The organism is Ectopseudomonas toyotomiensis (assembly GCF_900115695.1).
Classification (GTDB): Bacteria; Pseudomonadota; Gammaproteobacteria; order Pseudomonadales; family Pseudomonadaceae; genus Aquipseudomonas; species Aquipseudomonas toyotomiensis.
Genome location: NZ_FOXK01000008.1, coordinates 159,531 through 181,834 on the forward strand (window position 1 = coordinate 159,531; position 22,304 = coordinate 181,834).

A 22,304-nucleotide genomic window follows, 5' to 3' on the forward strand; every position below is an offset into this window, starting at 1 on the left:
CCAACGAGTGAATTGCAGTGGCAAGCCAAGCCCGTAAGGTATTTCTCACAAGGAAATTTTAATTCCTTAAAGTCATTAACAAGCTCACCCGGGAGACTTCCATGACCACTCGCATAGCCATCATCGGAGCCGGCCCCTGTGGTCTGGCACAGCTCCGCGCCTTCCAGTCCGCCGCCGCCAAGGGGGCGGAGATTCCCGAGCTGGTCTGCTTTGAAAAGCAGAGCGACTGGGGTGGCATGTGGAACTACACCTGGCGCACCGGCCTCGACGAGCACGGCGAACCGGTACACGGCAGCATGTACCGCTATCTGTGGTCGAACGGCCCGAAGGAATGCCTGGAGTTTGCCGACTACACCTTCGACGAACATTTCGGCCGGCCGATGGGCTCCTACCCGCCGCGCGAAGTGCTGTGGGATTACATCAAGGGCCGCGTCGAGAAGGCTGGCGTGCGCAAGTACATCCAGTTCAATACCGCCGTACGCGGGGTAACCTTCGATGCGGTCAGCGGCCAGTTCGAGGTCACCGTGCACAGCTACGACCGCGACCTCACCAGCACCGATCGCTTCGACTACGTGGTGGTCGCCAGCGGCCACTTCTCCACGCCCAACGTCCCCTATTTCGAGGGTTTCGAGAGCTTCGCCGGGCGTGTGCTGCATGCCCACGACTTCCGCGACGCCCTGGAATTCAAGGGCAAGGACGTGCTGATCGTCGGTTCCAGCTACTCGGCCGAGGACATCGGCTCGCAATGCTACAAGTACGGCGCCCGCTCGATCATCAGTTGCTATCGCAGCGCGCCGATGGGCTACAAGTGGCCGGAGAACTGGGAGGAGAAACCGCTGCTGACCCACGTCAAAGGCAGCACGGCGTTCTTCGCCGACGGCACCAGCAAGCACGTCGACGCCATCGTCCTGTGCACCGGTTACAAGCACCATTTCCCCTTCCTGGCCGAGAACCTGCGGCTCAAGACCGACAACCGCCTGTGGCCGCTGAATCTGTACAAGGGCGTGTTCTGGGAGGACAACCCGAAACTGATCTACCTCGGCATGCAGGATCAGTGGTACAGCTTCAACATGTTCGACGCCCAGGCCTGGTATGCCCGCGACGTGATCCTCGGCCGTATCGCCCTGCCCGACCACGCCGCCATGCACGCCGAAGACCTGGCCTGGCGCGAGGAAGAACTGACGCTGAAGAACGCACAGGAAATGTTCGAGTTCCAGGGCAAGTACATCCAGACCCTGATCGACGCCACCGACTACCCCAGCTTCGACATCGCCGCGGTGAACCAGACCTTTCTCGAGTGGAAGCACGACAAGTACGAGGACATCATGGGCTACCGCAACAAGTGCCACCGCTCGCTGATGACCGGCACCCTGGCCACGCCGCATCACACACCCTGGCTGGAGGCGCTGGACGACTCCCTCGAGGCCTACCTGGCCGATTCGCCGCAGACAGCCATCAAGGCCGTGGGCTGACCGCCCTACGCCACCGTGCGCACACCCCGTAGGGTGCGCCGTGCGCACCGGCAGCAATCATAAGAACCAAGGTGCCTTGCATGCAGATGCCCGTGATTTCCCGGCCATACGAGCCGGCGCTGTTCGCCCGCGCCCCCGGCCTGGAGCGCCACCGCGTCGCCCCAGGCGGCCTGACGGTGATCGCCCTGGAGCCGGGCGACCATCTCGAAGTGATCGATATCGAGGGCGACCAGCTTGCCGAGCTGCTGGCCTTCGACGAGACGGGCCGCGAGGCACTCGCCGCCCTCGGCCTGCAGAGCAGCCCTGGCGCCGATTTCATCGCGTGCCTGCTGAGCGATGGCAGCCGCGAATCGCAACAGGTCGCCAGCGGCCTGGGTAAACGCCATGTGGATTGCCGCCACCTGCCCGTGGCCGCGCGCCTCTGGCACACGGACACTCCTGCAGGCTTCAGTCGCAGCCTGAGCGCCAGCGCGCCGCTGCTGGTAATCGTCGCGGCACCCGGTGGCCAGGTGGCGGTGGACAGCCAGCAGCGCGCCAGCGAACTGCGCCTGATCATTCAGCGCGCCAACCCGTCGAGCCTGCTGGTTCCGGCGCTGCCCGCGCCCCTCGGCGAGCTGGTCGACGAATTCACCATCGCCCCAGGCACGGCGCGCGACTATGTGGTCGCAGCTGGTCAGTACATCCAGGTGATCGACGTCGCCGGCCGCCAGTGCTCGGACTTCGTAGCCTTCGACCGCCGTGGCCTGGATGCCGGCTGCGAGATCGACCTCGACCCCACCGTCACCCGCACCCTCAACGGCAACGCCTACCCCGGCCCCGGTCTGTTCAGCCGCTTCTTCGACCGCGACCTGCAACCGATGCTGGAAGTGGTGCGCGACACCGTTGGCCGCCACGACACCTTCGCCCTGGCCTGCACCGCGCGCTACTACGAGGCACAAGGCTATTTCGGCCACGCCAACTGCAGCGACAACCTCAGCCGCGCCCTCGCCGCCCATGGTGTGCAGGGCCGTCGCGGCTGGCCGGCGATCAACTTCTTCTTCAACACCGGGATCGACGCACACCAGCAGCTTACGCTGGATGAGCCCTGGTCGAGCCCCGGCGACTACGTACTGCTGCGCGCCCAGCGCGAGCTGGTCTGCGCCAGCAGTTCCTGCCCGGACGACATCGACCCGGCCAACGGCTGGCAGCCGACCGACATCCATATCCGCGTGTATGCCGACAAGGAGCGCTTAAGTATCGCCATGGCCAACCGCAAGACGCCCGACGCCGACCCGGTGCTGACCCGCGAAAGCGGATTCCACCCGGGTACATCCGCCCTCACCCGCCAGTTCGTCGATTATCGCGGCTGGTGGACGCCCACTCAGTTCGACGGTTACGGCACGCTTGCCGAATACCACGCCTGCCGCGAACGGGTGGCGGTGATGGATCTGTCCGCGCTGCGCAAGTTCGAGGTGCTCGGCCCGGACGCCGAGGCCCTGCTCAACCATTGCCTGACCCGCGACGTGCGCAAGCTGGCGGTCGGCCAGGTGGTATACAGCGCCATGTGCTATGAGCACGGCGGCATGCTCGACGACGGCACGCTGTTGCGCCTCGGCGCGGATGCCTTCCGCTGGATCGGCGGCGAGGACTTTGGCGGCGACTGGCTGCGCCAGCAGGCCGAGAAACTGGGCATGAAGGTGTGGATCAAGTCCGCTTCCGAGCAGATCCACAACATCGCCGTGCAGGGCCCGCTGAGCCGCGAGCTTCTCAGGCAGATGATCTGGACGCCAGGCACCCAGCCGAAGCTGGAGGAACTGGGCTGGTTCCGATTTCTCATCGGCCGCCTGGACGACTACGACGGCGCGCCGCTGATGGTCTCGCGCACCGGCTACACCGGCGAGCTGGGCTTTGAAATCTGGTGCCACCCGAGCGATGCGATAACGATCTGGCAGCGCCTCTGGCAGCTCGGCGAACCACTGGGCCTGGCGCCGCTCGGCCTGCATGCGCTGGACATGCTGCGCATCGAGGCGGGCCTGATCTTCGCCGGCTACGAATTCAACGACCAGACCGATCCGTTCGAGGCCGGCATCGGTTTCTGCGTGCCGCTGAAGGGCAAGCAGGACGACTTCATCGGACGCGACGCCCTGCAGCGACGCAAGGAGCACCCGATGCAGCAGTTGGTCGGCCTGGAGCTGGAGGGTAACGAGCCGGCCGCCCATGGCGACTGCGTGCACGTCGGCCGCGCCCAGGTCGGGGTGATCACCAGTGCCACGCGCTCACCGATGCTGGGCAAGAACATCGCACTGTGCCGTCTGGCGGTGGACTACTGCGCGCCCGGCACCCGCGTGGAAATCGGCAAGCTCGACGGCCAGCAGAAACGCATCGGCGCCACCGTCGCCGCCAGCACAGTGGCCTATGACCCGGACAAAAGCCGAGTCAGGGCCTGACACCAGCGTGCCGCCACCCTCCGGACTGACACACGCAGTTCGGACGCTGCTCTTGGAAAGAGAATTGCTAGGGAACCGGGTAGCGGCTGCCAATCAGGAGGGCAGCACTCAACGACCCCGAGGAGGATCGGCCGATGTGGTTCAGCAATACGACTCGAAACCTGGCCAGTGAACTCAATCAGTGGCTCGAACACCTGCTTAGCCAACGCCAGCCTGCAGGCGAGCGCACGCATCTGCAGCAACAGCCGCAGTTGCTCGGCAGCCTGGAGCGCTTGCAACGCGACTGGGAGGAACTGCAGCGCATCCGCCAGCACAGCGAACAGCAGCCACCACCGCCCTGCAGCACAAGCGAATACGCCGCCCTGCAGCAGCGCCTGGCCCAGGCCGAGCAGCAATGCGCTCTGCTAGAAGATGAGCTGCGCGCCAGTCACGCGCAGAACCAGGACGTCGCCGCCGAGCGCGCCCAATGGGAAGAGGAACGCCAGGTCTGGGAGCTGACCAAGCGCACCCTGACCGAGGGCTGCTGGGCGATGAACGTGGTGGGCGGCGACCCAGATCACCCGCAGAACCTGATCCGCTGGTCCGAGCAGTTCCGCGAGCTGATCGGCTACAGCCGCGCCGAATTCCCCGATGGCTGGGACAGCTATTTCCAGGTGGTCAACGCGGATGATCTGAAAGCGGTAATGACCGCCTTCAACGCCTCCATGGTGGACAAGAGCGGCGATGGCTTCTACGCCGTCGAGTACCGCATGCGCCACAAGACCCGCGGCGAACTCTGGTACCGCGAGCGCGGCCGCTGCCTGCGCGATGCCCAGGGCAAACTGCTCTACGTCACCGGTGCGGTGCGCGAGATCACCGATGAGAAGGCCGCCGCCAGCCTGCAGGAGCGCGAGCAGGCCAGCATCCAGGCCACCTACGGGCAGATCGCTCAGGTCGCCGGGGTGATCAAGGGTATCGCCGAGCAGACCAACCTGCTGGCCTTGAACGCGGCCATCGAAGCCGCACGCGCTGGGGAACAGGGACGCGGTTTCGCGGTGGTCGCCGACGAGGTGCGCAACCTGGCGCGGCGGACCCAGGAATCGGTGCAGCAGATCCAGGGCATGTTGCAGAAGAACACCTGAGTCGCGACCCATTTTCAGGCGCCCCCTCAGGCAGATGAACACAAACAGGGCACTTTGCAACCAGAAGTTTCAGCGTTACCGCAGTCTGCGGACCTTAATAGGCAGGAGACTTCTGGCACAGCCATTGCTTATTCATTAAAAGAACTTTTTATAACTACAGATAAATTACCACTCAGGGCGCCACACCTTCAGTTCCACTGCCAATACCGACGAACCTTCTAAGAACAGCATCGAGGATTGATTGATGGAAGAGCAAAAGACACCCACTCTGGAGGAGCTGCAGGCTCTGATAGAGATGACCAACACCCTGAATATGGAAATATTCTACTGGTGGTGTATCGCGCTGATGATCTGCATCCACGCAGGCTTCCTGTCCTACGAGATCGGTGCGTCGCGCCTGAAGAATGCCCTGGCCGCCGGGGTGAAGAACATCCTCGCCTTCGGCTTCATCGTGCCCAGTGTGTTCCTGCTCGGCTGGGCCGTGTACAACGCCTTCCCGGACGGCCTGGTACCGCGCATGGACGCCTTCCTCGCCGGCATGCCGTGGAGCGATGCCATGGGGCCGAACATTCAGGACAACGCCACCGGCATCTTCTGGGCCGCCTTCGCCATGTTCGCCGCCACCACCGGCTCGATCATGTCGGGAGCGATCATCGAACGTGCGCGCATGAGCGCGTTCATCATCCTCACCATCGTCCTCGGTGGCTTCCTCTGGCTGCTGGCCGCTGCGTGGGGCTGGCACCCGGAGGGCTGGCTGACCGTCAAGTGGGGCTACCATGACGTCGGCGCAGCGGGCGTGGTACACATGATCGCCGGTTTCTTCGCCCTGGCCGTGGTCATGAACCTGGGCGCGCGCATCGGCCGCTTCAACGAAGACGGCAGTGCCAATGCCATCGTCGGTCACAGCATGCCGATGAGCGTGGTCGGCCTGATGCTGATCATCGTCGGTTTCTTCGGCTTCCTCGGCGGCTGCATCATCTACAACTCCGGCGCCCAGTGGATCAACATCTACGGCCAGCCAACCAACCTCTCGGCCTTCGCCTTCAATACCCTGATGGGCTTCGCCGGCGGCCTGATCGGAGCCTACCTGACCACTCGCGAGCCGTTCTGGATGATGTCCGGCGGTCTGGTGGGGATCATCTCGGTCGCCCCCGGCCTGGACCTCTACCACCCCGGCCTGGCCTACCTGATCGGCATGGGTGTCGCCGCGACCGCGCCACTGGTCAACAACCTGCTGCTCAAGTTCAAGCTCGACGACGCCGTCGGTGCATTCGCCGTGCACGGCTTTGGTGGCTTCGCCGGCCTGGTGATCAGCGGCATCTTCCTCGCCGGCTACCCGAACATGAACGGCATGGCGCCGATCAGTTTCTTCGGTCAGCTGGGCGGCGCCCTGGTCATGGCGGCACTGGGCTTCATCCCGGGTTACGTCATCTCCTATGCGCTGAACAAGGCTGGTCTGCTGCGTGTTCCGCCGCATGCCGAAGAGCGTGGCCTGGACCTGACCGAAGTACCGGCGCAAGCCTACCCGGAATGGAGTTCGATGTACGGCAACAGCACCAGCGTCGGCGGCTCCGAACCCGCCCCGTTGGTGGGTGAAACCAAGCCGGCCTGATCAGCAAACGGCCCGCGCCATGGGGTGACGGGCCAAACCCAAGGAGCATCGCCATGAGCATCACTACTTTTGAAGGCGCCAGCGCCGTGTTCACCTTCGCCGACAAGCCCGCCATCCTGATCTTCATCAGCCTGCTGGTGGCCGGCGTCAGCCTCTACGCGCTGATCGCTACCATGATCCACGAGAAGCACAGCTACGCCCTGCCGGATGACAAGCTGCCCAAACTCAAGTAAGGCCCTGGCCGGCGGCGCTCGCCGCCGGCCCTTCTCTTCGCCCATGCGGCGGATGCGTTAACCTCCCCGCGACAACCCATTCCACCCGATCACAGCAAGGAGCCGCCATGCTCGACCGTCCACACCTGTTCATCGACGGCCAGTGGCTCGCACCACAGAGCGGTGAGTACTTCGAGGTCTTCGACCCCAGCGATGCCAGCCTGCTGGCGAAAGTCGCCGCAGCCGGCCGCACGGATGTGGATCTGGCCGTAGGTGCCGCCCGCCGCGCTTTCGATGAAGGAAGCTGGCCGCGACTTAGCGGACACGAACGTGCCGGCGTGCTCAGGCGTATCGCCGATGGCATCCGCGCGCGCCAGGACGAACTGGCTGTGCTCGAGGTCCGGGACAATGGCAAACCATTGCCCGAAGCGCAGTGGGATATCGCCGACGCCGCTGGCTGTTTCGATTTCTACGCGGACCTCGCGGCGCGTCTGGATGACGACGAACGCCCGATAGCACTGGGCGACAAGCGCTTTCGCGCCAGCGTCGTGCGCCAACCCGTGGGCGTGGCTGCTGCGGTCATCCCCTGGAACTACCCCCTGCTGATGGCCGCCTGGAAAGTCGCTCCGGCACTGGCCGCCGGCTGCGCCATGGTCCTCAAGCCTTCCGAGCTGACGCCGCTGAGCGCGCTGGAACTGGCGACCATCGTCAACGCCGCCGGCCTGCCGCCGGGCGTGCTCAACGTGCTGCCCGGCCTGGGCAGCGAAGCCGGCGCGGCGCTGGTGGAACACCCAGGCATCGACAAGATCGCCTTTACCGGCAGCGTGCCGACCGGCAGCCGAATCATGCAGGCCGCGGCCCGTGAGGTGAAGAACATCAGCCTGGAGCTGGGCGGCAAATCGCCCTTCATCGTCTTCGCCGACAGTGACATCGAAGCGGCAGTGGAATGGATCATGTTCGGCATCTTCTGGAACCAGGGCCAGGTCTGCTCCGCCACCTCGCGCGTGCTGGTGGAACGCTCGCTGTACCCCGCCCTGCTGCAGCGCCTGAGCGATGAAGCGCAGAAGATTCGTATCGGCAACGGGCTGGAGGCAGGCGTGCTGCTCGGCCCGCTGGTCAGCGCCGGCCAGCACGTCAAAGTCAGCACCGCTATTACTCAGGGCATCGCCGATGGCGCCCGCCTGATCTGCGGCGGCAAACGGCCTGCCGAGCAGGACCAGGGCTGGTTCATGCAGCCCACGGTATTTGCCGACGTACCGCTGAATTGCGCCCTGTGGCGCGAGGAAATCTTCGGCCCGGTGGTCTGCGTCAATCCGTTCGACACGGAGGCCGAGGCCTTGCAACTGGCCAATGACAGCGAATTCGGCCTGGCGGCCGCGGTGATGTCCAGGGATCTCCAGCGCTGCGAGCGCGTCGCCCAGGCCTTGCAGGCCGGCATCGTCTGGATCAACTGCTCGCAACCCACCTTCAGCGAACTGCCCTGGGGCGGCGTCAAACGCAGCGGCATCGGTCGCGAGTTGGGCGAGTGGGGTCTGAACAACTACCTGGAAACCAAGCAGATCACCCGCTATGAAAGTAGCGAAGCGTGGGGCTGGTACTTGCAATAGGAGAATGTTGACGCTGGGGCGGTTAACGCCCCGCCAACAGATAATCCAGCACCCGCGCCATCAGCACGTTGCCTGGCAGGTAGCTACGTGGTTCGCCAGCCAATTGCGCGGGGGTTTGTACCCAGGGACCGGGCCTGAGCTCATCGGCGCATGCGTCCAACAGGTCGGCGATGATGGCGGGCGTCATCTCCGGATGGCATTGCAGACCGATCACCCGCCGCCCGAGCTGGAACGCCTGATGCCGGCACGCCTCGCTGGAGGCCAGCAGCCTGGCACCTTCGGGCAATGCGAAGGTTTCGCCGTGCCAGTGCAACAGCTCGATACGGTCGGGAAAGACGAAGCAGCTCTCGCCGACCGACTCCGCCCGCCAGACCGGAAACCAGCCGATCTCGGCCACAGGATTGGGCTGCACACGAGCGCCCAGTGCGCTGGCAATCAATTGCGCCCCCAGGCAGACGCCCAGCACGGCGATGCCCTGCTCGATGGCCTGGCGCAGGAAGGTCTTCTCCTCGATCAGCCAGGGCAGCTCGGCTTCGTCGTTGACGCTCATCGGCCCACCCATGGCGACGATCAGGTCGCAGCTGGCGGGGTCGGGCAAGCGCGCATCCGCCTCGAAGAAACGCGTGTAGTGCACAGTGGCGCCGCGCACCTGGAACCAGTCGGCCATGCTGCCAACACCTTCGAAAGGCACGTGCTGCAATACCTGTACATGCATGACCTGCTCCTTACGCCGTCTCGTGGCTTGCCAGTTTCAGGCCGACGATGCCAGCGACGATCATCACCAGGCACAGGCTGCGCAACAGATTCAGGCTCTCGCCGAGAAACATGGCGCCATAGGCCACCGTGCCCAGGGTGCCGATGCCAACCCACACCGCGTAGGCCAGGCCCAGTGGCAACTCGCGCACCGACAGGCTCAGCAGATAGATGCTCAGTGCCAGGAAAAACGCGCAGTACAGGCTTGGCCATAGACGGGTGAAACCATCGGTACGCGGAATGATCGAGGCATAGAACACCTCACAGATACCGGCCAGCAGCAGGAAACCCCAACCGTTCAACCAAGCCATCGTCTTCTCCTTGAAGTGGAGGCAAATCGGGCCATGTCCCTATGGCCCTGTTCCCTTGCCCCAGGAACCCCTGTCCGCGACGGCTCCCGGTCGCGGCACCGAACACTCAGCCCTTGGCCGTACGCTTTTTCTTCTCCGGGTCATCGAATGGCAGACTGTGGGCGATGGCGCTGACCGCCAGGCTGCCTTTTACTTCCAGCGGCGCGCCCTGCTCTGCGTAGGGCACGTCCATGCGCGCGATGGCCATGGATTTGCCGGACAGTCGCGAGTACATGGCGCAGGTGATCACACCCACCTGCTTGCCGTCGGCCCACAGCGTGTCGCCGGCCTCGGCAGCCTTGTCGCCGTCGAGCAGCACGCCGAAGATCTTGAAGCGCTCCTTGCCCTGCAGGCGGCGGTGCTCGTTGCCCCCGCGGAACTCCCCCTTGGTCGGCGACACGGTGAAGTCCAGGCCCAGCTCCCAGAGCGTGTCGCCGGCCGGCTGGTCGGCGAAGGGATACATCTCGGAGTTGTCGTAGGGGAAGAACAGCAGGTAGCTCTCCACCCGCAGCCAGTCCAGCGCGGTAAAGGCGCAGGGGATGATGCCCAGGCCCTTGCCCTGCTCCAGAATGCCGTCCCAGATCGCCGGCGCGTCGGCCGCCTTGCAGAAGATCTCGTAGCCGCGCTCGCCGGTGTAACCGGTACGCGAGATCATCACCGGGCGGTCGAACAGCTTGGTCTGCAGGTGGTGGAAATACGGCAGCTCGCGAATGCCCGGCACGTGCTCGGCGAGAAAGTCCACCGCCAGCGGGCCTTGCAGCGACAGGTCGTGCAGGTCGTCGTCGAACAGCACCGCCACCTGCCGGCCCTGAGCCGAACGCACGAGCATCTCATGGCCGTTGCCGGAGCCGTGCACTACCATGAAGGCGTTGGGGCCGGTGCGGTAGATCACGCAGTCGTCGACGAACTTGCCGGCTTCGTTGAGCATGGTGGCGTAGACGCTCTTGCCCGGGTAGACCTTGGAAATGTCGCGGCTAGTGGCGTACTCCAGCAGGCTTTCGGCATGCGGGCCGACGTAGTGCACCTTCTTCAGCCCGGATACGTCCATCAGGCCGGCGCGAGTGCGGATCGCCTCGTGCTCGTCGGCCAGGTCGCTGGCATAGGTCCAGGCGGTCCCCATGCCGCTCCAGTCCTCGAGCTTGGAACCCAGTGCGCGGTGACGCTCGGCAAGGGCGGAAATACGCCAGGAATTGGCCATGTCTGTGTCTCCTGTTGTTCGTCGTTGGGCCTGCGTTGCAGGAAATGGATTCAGGCGGCCTGGGCCTGTGGATCGAACTGGCGCAGCCAATCCACCACGGTCTGCCGGTAGCGAGTCAGGCCCTTGTAGTCGGCGATCTCGTCCGGCAGGTCGCGCAGCACGCGGTGCAAACGACAGGCCCAGGCCGGGTTGGTGGCCAGCTCCTCGAGGCTAATCAGGTAGGTGCGGATGCCGAACAGCAGCGCATTGCTGCGTGGCAGACGCGGCATGAACTGCAGCTCGACGCGCAGGTGCACCCGCCGCGCGACATTCTCCGGCGTCACCAGGCCGCGCTCATGGCCCCATTCGTGAAAGGTCTCCGAGGAGGTATCCAGGCGCGGGTTGATGGTCATGGTCCAGTTCAGGCGGCGCACCGGCTGGCCGACCTGGATGTTCAGCAGGTACTTCAGCGCACGGTCGAACACACCGAGCTGATGCGCCACACCCGGCACCGGAGCGTGCCACTGCTTGAAGCTCATGCCGGCGTCGAACTTGATCGACCAGTCCGCCGGGCAGGTGACCATGCCGGCGTCCATGAACAGGTCGCCATCGCGCTGATCGAGCACGGCGAAATCGCCCTGCGCCTGGCGCGTGATGTATTCCAGCGGCTCGTAGGGCAGCGTGCTGGCATCGCCGAAGGTGAAGCGCTGCTCGATGCCCAGCGGGCGGTTGATCCACAGCCATTGATCGCCCTCGCGCTGCAGGGCGAAATGCTCGGGGTAGTCGGCGGCCAGGTGCTCCATCAGCATTTCCAGGGTGTCCCAGGCGGCCTGGGCCATGTGCGGCATCACCAGGCAGCGATCCGGATCCTTCTCCAGCACGCAGGCACGCTCGGCCATCTCCGAGACGTAGTGCTCATCGATGTCGAACCAGTGCTCGAACACCGAACCCGGCTCACGCGGCGTGGCCGGTTCGAGGTTGACCGAGTACATGTAGCTGTCCTCGGGAAACGGAAAGGGAAAGCGGGCGATGGCCTGCGGGCTGTTGCTGAAGGTGAAATCGTCCCGGTAGGTTTCCAGCGGCTTCATCACGACGGACATGACTCTCTCCTGTAGGGTGCGCCCTGCGCACCATGACCAAGCGTTAGGGACATACGCCCCTAGAGATCGAGCAGTAGCGTGCCGGAGCAGCCGCCACGAGAAACACAGGGCATCAGCGCCTCACCGCGCTGCTGCTCGTCCAGATAGTGATCGCGGTGCTCCACCTCGCCACTCAGGTAGCGCGTGATGCATTGGCCGCATACGCCGCCCCGGCACAGGTTGGGTACCTCGACACCGGCCGCCTCCAGCGCTTCGAGCAGGCTGTGGTCACTCGGCACCTGCAGGCGCTGACCACTGCGCGCCAACTCGACGGTGAAGGGCTGGCCCGGCTCGGGTGCAGCGAAGGCCTCCCAGTGCAGGCGCCCGGCCGACCAGCCCTGGGCGGCGGCCAGGGTCTTGAGCTCATCAAGCAGGCGCTGCGGACCGCAGACGTAAAGGTGACTGCCAAGCGGCTTGCCGGCGAACAGGCTGGCGCAGTCCAGACGCTGGCCGGCGGCAGCGTCGTAACCGTGGAAACGCTCGCCCAGACGCTCGCGCAGCTCGCTGGCATAGGCGTCGGTCAGACCGCTGCGGTAGGCGTAATGCAACTCGAAGGAGGTACCGGGCGTCGCTTCGTCGCTGGCCTGCAGGTCGGCCAGATAGGCCATGAACGGGGTGATACCGATGCCACCAGCCACCAGGATGTGATGGCGGGCCTGCGAATGCAGCGCAAACAGGTTGCTCGGCGCACCGATCTGCAAACGGTCGCCCACCCTGACCTGCTCGTGCAGGTAACGCGAACCGCCACGCGAAGTTTCCTGCAGGCGCACAGCGATGCGGTACACACCACTGTCGCGCGGATCGCCCAGCAGCGAATAGGCATTGCGCAACGTGCGCCCCTCGGTCGGCAATACCACCTGCACGTGGCTGCCGCAGGAAAAGCCCGGCAGCATGCCGTCGATAGCGCGAAAGCTGAACTCGCGCACCACCGGGGTCAGTTGACGCACGTCGGTGACCTGCACCTCGATCATCGCGCTCATGACTGCACCTCTGGCGCATAGGGGCTGTCCGGGTCGATGCAGACGCCCATGTAGGCACCGAGGCGCTGAGAGAAATGCTCACGGACGAATAACTTCACCCGGCACTGGCCACAGGTGCACTCGCCTTCTCTGCCGATGTCCTGAAAATGCCCGCAGTGCACGCAGTAGAGGCGGCGTCGCGCGCCCTGCTTGAACAGTTCGATTTCGTCGCCGAGCAGGCCGGCCTGCCATGCCAGGCGATGGACGTGCCAGAGAAAGCTTTCATCGCCACAGACGTACAAGCGGGTGCCGGCCTGGGCCTGCTCCAGCAGCATTTGCAAGCGCAGGTACAGCGCTTCGCTGCTGGGCAGGCTCTCCTGCTCGACACTGCCCGGCAACGTCTCGCCCAGGCACAGCAGCAGAGTCGGCGCAGGGTGGTCGAGCAGCCTGGTGGCCAGACTCGCCTGCTGCGCCACCACGATACGGCGACTGGCCGTATGTCGGGACACATCGGTGGCATAACGTGGGGTACTGAACATGGGTTCGGCACTGGATGCTGTCATCGGAAACCCTCCGGGTGAGCGCAAGGCGATGGTCGGTTTGCTTCAGAGTAAATTCCCCTGAAGAACTTTTTGTTCTTACAGGGAAAGCATGAAATGTGCCATTTCTTGATCCGCGCGCAGCCACTTGGAAAACGACAGACAGGCATCCAAAACTGCTCAAAACCTGCACAACGGCAGGGCAAAGCGCGCTGCGATGGCGCACCTGGGCATTTTTTGAAGAGCGTTCTTGAGCGGTGAAAACAGGGCAGAAGGGTGACGAAGAGAGACCACGGATGAAGTGCGCGCGTAGTCAGCTCAACCGAACGCGCCTCAACATTCTTGACGAAGACCTGTGAATTCGGCCGGCACCAACCCAAGCGCTGGCGAACGGCGCTTGGGTTGGTATCTGTAGCCGCAGCGGCCAATCCTGATCGCGGATGAATCCGCGTCGACCGGCCGCATGCAGACATCTGGGGATGGGGAAGTACCCTATAGGCGCTCATCCATGAATGAGCGCCTACCGCTTCAGTATTGCAATTGCCCCGGCACCCAGTTGGTACCAGCCAATGGCACACGGGCCATGGCAGCGGCTTCCACGGTCAGAGCTACCAGGTCCTCGGGGTCGAGGTTGTGCAGGTGCGACTTGCCGCAGGCGCGAGCCATGGTCTGCGCCTCCAGCACCAGCACGCGCAGGTAGTTGGCCAGGCGGCGGCCAGCGGCGACCGGATCGAGACGCTTGGCCAGCTCCGGGTCCTGGGTGGTGATGCCAGCCGGGTCGCGACCGTTCTGCCAGTCATCGTAGTAGCCGGCAGCCGAGCCGATGGCTTTCAGTTCCTCATCCAGACGCGGGTGGTTGTCGCCCAGGGCGATCAAGGCGGCTGTGCCGATGGCCACGGCGTCAGCACCCAGGGCCATGGCCTTGGCCACGTCGGCGCCGGTACGGATGCCGCCGGAAACGATCAGTTGCACCTTGCGGTGCATGTCCATCTCCTGCAGGGCCTGCACGGCTTGCGGGATGGCCGAGAGAATCGGAATGCCGACGTGCTCGATGAACACTTCCTGGGTCGCGGCAGTACCGCCCTGCATACCGTCGAGGACGATCACGTCGGCGCCGGCCTTCACCGCCAGCTTGACGTCGTAGTACGGGCGGCTGGCGCCGATCTTCACGTAGATGGGTTTTTCCCAGTCGGTGATCTCGCGGATCTCGGCGATCTTGATCGCCAGATCATCCGGGCCCGTCCAGTCCGGGTGACGACAGGCGCTGCGCTGATCGACACCGATCGGCAGCGTGCGCATGCCGGCCACGCGCTCGGTAACCTTCATGCCCAGCAGCATGCCGCCGCCGCCCGGCTTGGCGCCCTGGCCAAGGACGATCTCGATGGCATCGGCCTTACGCAGGTCGTCCGGGTTCATGCCGTAGCGCGACGGCAGGTACTGGTAAACCAGGTTCTGCGACTGGCCGCGCTCTTCCGGGGTCATACCGCCGTCACCGGTGGTGGTGCTGGTGCCGGCGATGGTGGCGCCACGGCCGAGAGCTTCCTTGGCTTGCGCCGACAGCGCGCCGAAACTCATGCCGGCAATGGTCACCGGAATCTTCAGGTGGATCGGCTTCTTGGCGAAGCGGTTGCCCAGCACCACGTCGGTGCCGCATTTCTCGCGGTAGCCTTCCAGCGGGTAGCGCGACATGGAGGCGCCGAGCAGCAGCAGGTCGTCGAAGTGCGGCAGCTTGCGCTTGGTGCCACCGCCACGGATGTCGTAGATGCCGGTTTCGGCGGCACGCTGGATTTCCTGGATGGACAGGCGGTCGAAGGTGGCGGACTCGCGCAGCACCGGGGTGATTTTTTCGCTCATTGCAAATTCCTCTTCGGGCAGGGTGCGCGATCAGTACGCCGAAGCGTTGTCGACCTTGAAGTTGTACAGCTGACGCGCCGAGCCGTAGCGCTTGAAGCTGGCCGGATCTTCGTCGAAGCCGGCGCGGTTGAGCAGCTCAGCGAGTTCCTCCAGATGTTCGGGGCGCATGTCCTTCTCGATGCAGTCCGAGCCCAGCGACTTGACCGTGCCCTTGACGTAGATGCGCGTCTCGTAGAGCGAATCGCCCAGCGCGTCGCCGGCATCGCCGCAAACAACGAGCCTACCCGCCTGACCCATGAAGCAGCTCATGTGGCCGATGTTGCCGCCGACGACGATGTCGACGCCCTTCATCGAGATGCCGCAGCGCGCGCCGGCATCGCCCTCGATCACCAGCAAACCGCCATGGGCAGTAGCGCCAGCGGACTGCGAGGCGCTGCCCTTGATGCGCACCATGCCGCTCATCATGTTCTCGGCCACGCCGACACCGACGTTGCCGTGAATGGTGACGCTGGCCTTCTGGTTCATGCCCGCGCAGTAATAGCCGGCGTGGCCGTCGATCTCCACGCTCAGCGCTTCGTTGAGGCCCACGGCGAGGTTGTGCTTGCCGCCCGGATTGCTCACCACCCACTCGCGCTCGGTGAGGGTCCTGGCCTGCTCGTGCAGCGCCTGGTTCAGCTCGCGCACGGTGGCGCTGGAAAGGTCGATGGTTTTCATGATGTAGTCTCCAACTCGCAAAATCAGGCGCTGCGTTCCCAGATGTACATGGTCGCCGGCTCCGGCTCCCACACCTTGGCTTTGTCGATACCCGGCAGGGTCGACAAGGCCTGGTATTCCGAAGCCATGGCCACGTAGTCGTCGGTCTCGGCGAGAATCGCCGGCTTGCAGGCAATCGGGTCGCGGATCACTGCGAAACCGTCGCGGGTGCCGATGGCGAAGGTGAAGAAGCCATCGAGGTCTTCCAACGAATGGTCGAGCGCTTCCTTGAGCGAATCGCCCTGGCGCAGGCGCCAGGTCAGGTAGCCGGCGGCCACCTCGGTGTCGTTCTCGGTCTCGAACTCGATGCCGTGGCGGCGCAGTTCCTGGCGCAGACGGAAGTGGTTGGACAGCGAACCGTTATGCACCAGGCACAGATCCTGGCCGGTGGAGAACGGGTGGCTGCCTTCCATGGTCACCGCGCTCTCGGTAGCCATACGGGTGTGACCGATGATGTGGCTACCCTTCATCTTGGCCAGCGAGAAGCGCTCGGCGATTTCCTTCGGCAGGCCCATGCCCTTGAGGATCTCGATGCTCTGGCCGACGCTCATCACGCGCACGGCCGGTGCCAGCTCGGCGAGCACGGCGCGCACGGCCGCCTCGTCGGCATTGGTCTTGAGCACGGCGGCGCTGGCGTTCTGAAACCACTCCAGCGAGCAGCCCAGGCGACCTTCCAGCTCGCCCATCAGGGCCTTGAAGTCATAGCCGGCTACCGTGCTCTGCAGGGTCAGCTTGATCCAGCCGTCCTTCACCTCGTCGCCGTAGATGGCGAAGCCGGCGCTATCCGGGCCACGGTCGGTCATGGCCAGCAGCATAGGTTCGAAGAGTGCGCCGAGCTGGTTCTCCAGCGCCGGGTTCTTCAGGTACAGACCTACGATTCCACACATAAAAAATCCTCATCACCTCCCCGAGGGAGGCTCGTTCAGTGGCGTTGGCGTGTGCCCGCGCGGGCGGGCGTTCGGCTAGAAGAATTCGGTGTAACGCTCGATCTCCCAGTCGGAGACGTGGCGGCTGTACTCGACCCACTCCATGCGCTTGAGCTTGAGGAATTCGTCGACGATCTCGGCGCCCAACACCTCGCGGAACAGCGGGTCGGCCTCCAGCTCGTCACAGGCTTCCTTGAGCGACTGCGGCAGGGTGTTGATGCCACGGGCAGCGATCTCTTCCAGGCTGAGCTTGTAGAGGTTCTCGTTGCAGGCCTTGCCCGGATCGAGCTGGCGGTCGATGCCGTCGAGGCCGGCGGCGATGATCGCGGCGGTGACCAGGTAGGGGTTGCAACCGGCGTCCGGCAAGCGGAACTCGATACGCCCGTAGGGAATGCGCAGCATCGCCGAACGGTTGTTGTCGCCATAGGCGATGAAGGCCGGCGCCCAGGTCGCGCCGGATAGCGAGCGGCCAACGACCAGGCGCTTGTAGGAGTTCACCGTCGGCGCGGCAAAGGCGCACAGCGCCGGGCCATGCGCCAGCAGGCCGCCGAGGAAGTGATAGGCCAGCTTGGACAGGCCCATGCCGCTCGGGTCGCTGGCGTCATGGAAGAGGTTCTTGCTGCTGGCGCTGCCGATCGACAGGTGGAAGTGCATGCCATTGCCGGCACGGCGCGGATCCGGCTTGGGCATGAACGAGCAGATCATGCCCAGATCATTCGCGATCTCACCGGCAGCCATGCGGAAGAAGGTGAAGCGATCCGCCGACTCCATGGCATCGCTGTAGGTGTAGTTGATCTCGAACTGGCCGCAGGCGTCCTCGTGGTCGATCTGGTAGATATCGAAGCCCACCGGCTGCAGCGCCTCGGTAAGTTTTTCCAGGAACACGCGCGAACGCGACAGGCCCTTGTAGTCGTAGCAGGGCTTCTCCAGCTTGTCGCTGGCATCCACCGGCACCAACTTGCCTGCGGCATCGCGACGGAACAGGCTGAATTCCGGCTCCAGGCCAGTATTGAGCGTCCAGCCCCGATCCGTCAGGCGCTGCACCTGCTGCTGCAATACGTAGCGGGTGTCATAGGGGTGCGGCTCGCCATTGACATGACCGATGCACACCACGCGACCATAACCCGGCTGCCAGGGCACCGGCATCAACGTGGAAAGATCGCCACGGGCCATGAAGTCCGGGCCGTGCGGCTCCATGCCCATGCCCCAGATGGCGAACCCGGCGAAGCCGGCGCCCTCCTCGGCCACCGCCTTGAGCCCCGAGACGGGCACCGACTTGGTCTTGGCTGCACCGTGGATATCGACGAACTGGGCCAGCACGTACTTGATGCCGTGCTGGTCGATGATTTTCTGGGTTTCACTGGGCAACATGATTGGGGCCTCCGGTGGTGTCGCCATTATTCCGCTGGGGAATTTTATTTTCCCCAAAAGAAATGCAAGCAGCTTGCCAACTGGCCATGCCAGGACCATACCTACCGGGAACCCGCGTCTTTCTTCTATCTACCGAAGAAAAATGCTTTCATACGAGGAAAGTCGCGAACCAAAAACGCACCGAAGCAAGGCAGTCCGCACATTCCTGGTGCGAATTTTTTATTCACAGAAGAAATAAGCCTGTATGACCACCACGCCGGAAACGCCTCCCCGTCTCAAGCTCGAGCAATACCTGGGCATGCAGATTCGCCGCCAGCGCCAGGCCCAGGAACTGAAGATCGCCGACGTGGCGCGCATCGCCGGGATCAGCCAGGGCATGCTGAGCAAGATCGAGAACGCCCAGGTCTCCACCAGCCTCGATACCCTCAGCCGTCTTTGCGATGTGCTGGGCATGCCCATGTCCAAGCTGTTCAGCCAGTACGACCAGCAAGGCGGCGGTGCCCTACTGGTGAAGGGCGGCGAAGGCCTGGAAGTGGTGCGTCGCGGCACCGACAAGGGTCACACCTATCGCCTGCTCAACCACACCCGTGGACCGAAGAAGAGCTTCGAGGCCTACATGGTGAGCATGGACGACGCCAGCGAGGAGTTCCCCACCTTCGCCCATCCCGGCACCGAATTCCTCCATCTGCTGGAGGGTGAACTGGTTTACCGCCACGGCAACCAGCTCTATCCGATGCAGGCCGGCGACAGCCTGACCTTCGACGGCGAAGTGCCCCACGGCCCGGAGAAACTGGTGAAGGTGCCTATCCGCCTGCTGTCGATCATGAACTACGGGGCGGATTGAGCGGGTCGGATGGCTGCCGAGATCTGATAGCGCGCCCTAACTGCATGACCAAGGTCGGGGCTAGGGCGCTCCAGCCTTGGTCACGACCACGCTACGTCTGCCCCAACTGCCGCGCCTCTTTCCTCATCATTTGCGCCAACGTCTCGCGCCGCGCATCGGTCATCCGCGCTCGCGCCAATGCGCAACTCAGCGCTCCCAAAGGTCGGCCATCAGCACCTAGGATAGGCACCGCCAGACCGGTGTAACCCGGCAGGCGCTTGTCCACCAGACCGCTGGCGTAGCCCAGGCGCCTGACGCTAGGCAGGCTGGCGGCGATGCGCTGCACTTCCAGGCCATAGTCCAGGCGCAGCGTGGCGGCGTTGTGGGCGAGGATCTCGTTGCGCTCGCCGCGCCCGAGCCAGGCCAGCAGCACCTGCGAGGCCTGGCCGACGCCCATGGGGATGCGACCACCCACCGTGCCGCTGTAACTCTGCACCGGCAGTTGGCCGGCCAGCATGTCCAGGCACAACACCTGATGACCGTCCGCCACTAGTAAAAAGAAGGTATCGCCAAAGCGCTGCGCCAGGCGCAACAGCACCAGCCGTGCCCGTTCGCGCAGGGCGCTGGCATTGCCGGCCTGAGCACCGAGGGCAAACAGCTCATAGCCCAGCACGTAGCGACCGCGCTGCGGCGCGCCACGCACGAAGCCCTGCCGGCGCAGGTACTGCAGCAGGCGGTAGGCGGTGGCCTGCGAACAGCCAAGCGCCGCACGCAGTTCATCCAGGCTGGCGCCCTGCTGGCCGGTCGCAGCGATCACACGCAACAGCAGAAATGCCCGCTCCAGGCTCTGGGTGCCACTCATGGCTTTTCTCACATACTGATAAAGGAAGGCCGGCCAGCGCGATGCAAATTGCACGCCCCATCGGCCAGGGCATGCTCACATCACCTTCCTTTGGTGCGCGCAGCGCACCCTACCCCGGAGAGCTTGTGCATGTATCCGCAGATCGAACAGGTGGCCAGCGACAAGCTGCCCGAGAGCACCGAGGTCGCCATCATCGGCGGCGGCATCATCGGCGTCAGCACGGCTTATTGGCTGGCCCGTCGAGGCATCGCCGTGACCCTACTGGAAAAGGGCCTGGTCGGCGCCGAACAATCCTCGCGCAACTGGGGCTGGTGCCGCAGCATTGGCCGCGACCTGGCCGAAATCCCCCTGGCCATGGCCAGCCTGCACCTGTGGGATACCTGGCAGACGCATCTTGGCGAAGAGCTGGGGTTTCGCCGTAGCGGCGTGCTCTATGCCTGTGAAAACCCGCGCCAGTTGCAACAGCAGGCCGATTGGCTACAGGCCGCCAGCGCCCATGGCGTGCACGCACGGCTGCTGGAAGGCAAAGAGCTGCTGCGGGTGATGCCCGAAGGCGCCGCTGCAGGCTGGAGCGGCGCGCTGCATACACCCAGCGATGGCCGCGCCGAGCCGCACCGCGCTAGTGCCGTGATCGCGCGCGCCGCGCAACGCATGGGCGCCCGCATCGTCACCGGCTGCGCGGTACGGGGCGTGGATATCGCCGCGGGCCGAATCGCCGGGCTGTACAGCGAACGCGGCCGCCTGAGCTGCAGCAGCGTGGTACTGGCCGGCGGCGCCTGGTCGACGCTGTTCTGTGCCAACCTCGGCCTGCGCCTGCCACAACTCAAGGTGGTGGCCTCGGTGCTGCGCACCGCGGCGATGGCCGGTGGCCCGGAGCTGGCCGTGGGCGCCAGCCGCTATGCCTTTCGCAATCGCGCCGACGGCGGCTATACGATTGCCCAGCGCAACGGCAACCTGGCGCCGATCACCCCGGACAGTTTCCGCTACCTGAGCGATTTTCTGCCCGCGCTGAGCCAGCAGTTTCGCGAAGTGCGCCTGCGCCTGGACGGTCGCTTTCTCGAAGAACTGCGCCAGCCCAGGCGCTGGGCCATGGACAGCGAGAGCCCCTTCGAGCGCTGCCGCGTACTCGACCCGCAGCCCTCTGCGGCGATTCTGAGCGAAGCACGCACAGCCCTGGCCGCTGCCTTCCCCTTCTTCCGCCAGATACGCGTCGAGCAGAGCTGGGCCGGGGTGATGGACGTCACCCCGGACGCCATTCCGGTGATCGGCCCGGTCGAACGGCTGCCAGGGCTGTTTCTCTCCACCGGCTATTCCGGCCACGGCTTCGGCATCGCACCTGGCGCCGGCCATCTGCTGGCCGACCTGATCGACGGCAGCACGCCGCTGGTCGATCCCCGTCCTTTCGCCTACGACCGGCTCTGAGCGGCAAGAGCAGCCGCCACGGTTTCGCTCAGCGGCGTGCTCGGGCGACCAATAAGCTGGCTCAGCGTCTTGCCCGGCTCGAACAGCGAACCCTTGGCTGCCTTGGCATCGCTTTCGGCCAGCAATGCCGCGAAGCCTTCGGGCAGGCCGACACCGATCAACGCGGCCTTGTAGTCGGCCTCGGGCAGATTCTGATAGCGCACAGGCCGATTGCTCTGGCGGGTGATCTCGGCGGCGAAATCCGCCAGGGTGCAGGCCTGGTCACCGGCCAACTCGTAAACCTTGCCGGCATGCTGCGCGACAACATCAGACATGACCACGGCAGCCGCTTCAGCGTAATCGCGGCGTGCAGCCAGCGAAAGTGCGCCATCCGCCGCAGCGCCCAACACCACACCATGTTCCAGCGCTGCCGCCACGCCCATGGCGTAGTTCTCGCTGTACCAGCCATTGCGCAGCAGTACGAACGGCAAGCCCGAAGCGCGGATCAGCGCCTCGGTTTCACGGTGCTCGACTGCCAGCGCCATCGGGCTGCTGTCGGCGTGCAGCAGGCTGGTGTAGCCGATCAGTTTGACGCCAGCAGCCACGGCGGCGTCGATCACGTTGCGATGCTGAGCCGTACGCTGACCGACCTCGCTAGAGGAGATCAGCAGCAGCTTGTCGATACCCACCAGCGCGCTGGCCAGTGCCAGCGGATCTGCGTAGTCCGCCACTCGCAATTCGACGCCCTGCTCAGCCAAATCACGCGCCTTGGCGGCATCACGCACCATGCCGACAAGTTTCGCCGCCGGTGCCCGGCGCCGCAGGGCGGCTATCACCAGTCGCCCCAATTGACCGGATGCGCCGGTGATCAGAATGGTTTCTGCCGTTGTCATCGTATTCACCTCATGGACTAGAATTACAACCTTGTTTCATTCTGAGACCGACTC

General features: G+C 64.6%; 20 protein-coding genes. 8 read left to right on the plus strand and 12 right to left on the minus strand.

Annotated features, from left to right (window positions below; genetic code table 11):
* The first annotated feature begins 101 nt into the window (after nucleotides 1-101).
* The 6 genes from BM186_RS17555 (at nucleotide 102) to BM186_RS17580 (ending at nucleotide 8,450) form a co-directional block, all read left to right on the plus strand.
* On the plus strand, nucleotides 102-1,472 hold the full coding sequence (locus BM186_RS17555; protein WP_074916987.1) for an NAD(P)-binding domain-containing protein: 1,371 nt from the start codon (nucleotides 102-104) through the stop codon (nucleotides 1,470-1,472).
* 80 nt (nucleotides 1,473-1,552) lie between these two features.
* On the plus strand, nucleotides 1,553-3,898 hold the full coding sequence (locus tag BM186_RS17560; RefSeq protein ID WP_074916989.1) for a trimethylamine N-oxide demethylase: 2,346 nt from the start codon (nucleotides 1,553-1,555) through the stop codon (nucleotides 3,896-3,898).
* Nucleotides 3,899-4,032: 134 nt separating this feature from the next.
* Complete coding sequence (locus BM186_RS27105) at nucleotides 4,033-5,019, plus strand: methyl-accepting chemotaxis protein (protein WP_074916991.1); 987 nt, start codon at nucleotides 4,033-4,035, stop codon at nucleotides 5,017-5,019.
* Nucleotides 5,020-5,263: 244 nt separating this feature from the next.
* The gene (locus BM186_RS17570; RefSeq protein ID WP_074916993.1) at nucleotides 5,264-6,631 is read left to right on the plus strand and encodes an ammonium transporter; all 1,368 of its coding nucleotides are present in this window, start codon (nucleotides 5,264-5,266) and stop codon (nucleotides 6,629-6,631) included.
* 53 nt (nucleotides 6,632-6,684) lie between these two features.
* Nucleotides 6,685-6,864, plus strand: coding sequence for a hypothetical protein (locus tag BM186_RS17575; protein WP_074916995.1), 180 nt, complete (start codon nucleotides 6,685-6,687; stop codon nucleotides 6,862-6,864).
* A gap of 107 nt (nucleotides 6,865-6,971) precedes the next feature.
* Nucleotides 6,972-8,450: an aldehyde dehydrogenase family protein gene (locus BM186_RS17580; RefSeq protein ID WP_074916996.1), complete on the plus strand. Its 1,479-nt coding sequence runs from the start codon at nucleotides 6,972-6,974 to the stop codon at nucleotides 8,448-8,450.
* A gap of 22 nt (nucleotides 8,451-8,472) precedes the next feature.
* Here BM186_RS17580 and BM186_RS17585 read toward each other — a convergent pair whose 3' ends face one another.
* The 10 genes from BM186_RS17585 to glnT all read right to left on the minus strand — a co-directional run bounded on the left by BM186_RS17585 (nucleotide 8,473) and on the right by glnT (nucleotide 18,271).
* On the minus strand, nucleotides 8,473-9,165 hold the full coding sequence (locus BM186_RS17585; RefSeq protein ID WP_074916998.1) for a type 1 glutamine amidotransferase: 693 nt from the start codon (nucleotides 9,163-9,165) through the stop codon (nucleotides 8,473-8,475).
* Nucleotides 9,166-9,175: 10 nt separating this feature from the next.
* Entirely contained in the window at nucleotides 9,176-9,514 is a 339-nt protein-coding gene (locus BM186_RS17590; RefSeq protein WP_074917000.1) for a DMT family transporter, read from the minus strand.
* Between the two features lie 106 nt (nucleotides 9,515-9,620).
* Complete coding sequence (locus BM186_RS17595) at nucleotides 9,621-10,751, minus strand: aminomethyl transferase family protein (protein ID WP_074917002.1); 1,131 nt, start codon at nucleotides 10,749-10,751, stop codon at nucleotides 9,621-9,623.
* Between the two features lie 50 nt (nucleotides 10,752-10,801).
* Nucleotides 10,802-11,830, minus strand: a complete 1,029-nt coding sequence (locus BM186_RS17600) for a heme-dependent oxidative N-demethylase family protein (RefSeq protein ID WP_074917004.1) — start codon at nucleotides 11,828-11,830, stop codon at nucleotides 10,802-10,804.
* 59 nt (nucleotides 11,831-11,889) lie between these two features.
* Nucleotides 11,890-12,849 carry a PDR/VanB family oxidoreductase gene (locus BM186_RS17605; protein WP_074917006.1) on the minus strand — a complete coding sequence of 320 codons (960 nt, stop codon included), beginning with the start codon at nucleotides 12,847-12,849 and terminating at the stop codon, nucleotides 11,890-11,892.
* The gene (locus BM186_RS17610) at nucleotides 12,846-13,391 is read right to left on the minus strand and encodes a dimethylamine monooxygenase subunit DmmA family protein (protein ID WP_074917008.1); all 546 of its coding nucleotides are present in this window, start codon (nucleotides 13,389-13,391) and stop codon (nucleotides 12,846-12,848) included. The genes BM186_RS17605 and BM186_RS17610 overlap by 4 nt, the downstream gene beginning before the upstream one ends.
* Nucleotides 13,392-13,895: 504 nt before the next feature.
* The gene (locus BM186_RS17615) at nucleotides 13,896-15,221 is read right to left on the minus strand and encodes an FMN-binding glutamate synthase family protein (protein WP_074917009.1); all 1,326 of its coding nucleotides are present in this window, start codon (nucleotides 15,219-15,221) and stop codon (nucleotides 13,896-13,898) included.
* A gap of 30 nt (nucleotides 15,222-15,251) precedes the next feature.
* A complete protein-coding gene (locus BM186_RS17620; protein ID WP_074917011.1) occupies nucleotides 15,252-15,935 on the minus strand; it encodes a GltB/FmdC/FwdC-like GXGXG domain-containing protein in 684 nt (227 codons plus the stop codon).
* Nucleotides 15,936-15,958: 23 nt separating this feature from the next.
* Nucleotides 15,959-16,861, minus strand: a complete 903-nt coding sequence (locus BM186_RS17625; protein WP_074917013.1) for a class II glutamine amidotransferase — start codon at nucleotides 16,859-16,861, stop codon at nucleotides 15,959-15,961.
* Between the two features lie 75 nt (nucleotides 16,862-16,936).
* Nucleotides 16,937-18,271 carry a type III glutamate--ammonia ligase gene (gene glnT, locus BM186_RS17630; RefSeq protein WP_074917015.1) on the minus strand — a complete coding sequence of 445 codons (1,335 nt, stop codon included), beginning with the start codon at nucleotides 18,269-18,271 and terminating at the stop codon, nucleotides 16,937-16,939.
* A gap of 244 nt (nucleotides 18,272-18,515) precedes the next feature.
* On the opposite strand from glnT, the gene BM186_RS17635 reads away from it, so the two are divergent.
* Entirely contained in the window at nucleotides 18,516-19,115 is a 600-nt protein-coding gene (locus tag BM186_RS17635; protein WP_074917017.1) for a helix-turn-helix domain-containing protein, read from the plus strand.
* Nucleotides 19,116-19,206: 91 nt separating this feature from the next.
* Here the strand turns inward: BM186_RS17635 and BM186_RS17640 are convergent, their stop codons facing one another.
* Nucleotides 19,207-19,956 (minus strand): IclR family transcriptional regulator, encoded by a 750-nt coding sequence (locus BM186_RS17640; RefSeq protein WP_074917019.1) that lies wholly within the window; start codon nucleotides 19,954-19,956, stop codon nucleotides 19,207-19,209.
* Nucleotides 19,957-20,085: 129 nt separating this feature from the next.
* Between BM186_RS17640 and BM186_RS17645 the strand changes: the two genes are divergently transcribed.
* A complete protein-coding gene (locus tag BM186_RS17645; protein WP_074917021.1) occupies nucleotides 20,086-21,378 on the plus strand; it encodes an NAD(P)/FAD-dependent oxidoreductase in 1,293 nt (430 codons plus the stop codon).
* On the opposite strand, the gene BM186_RS17650 is transcribed toward BM186_RS17645, so the two are convergent.
* Entirely contained in the window at nucleotides 21,363-22,250 is an 888-nt protein-coding gene (locus BM186_RS17650) for an SDR family oxidoreductase (RefSeq protein ID WP_074917023.1), read from the minus strand. The two genes, BM186_RS17645 and BM186_RS17650, sit on opposite strands and share 16 nt — an antisense overlap.
* Nucleotides 22,251-22,304 lie beyond the last annotated feature (54 nt).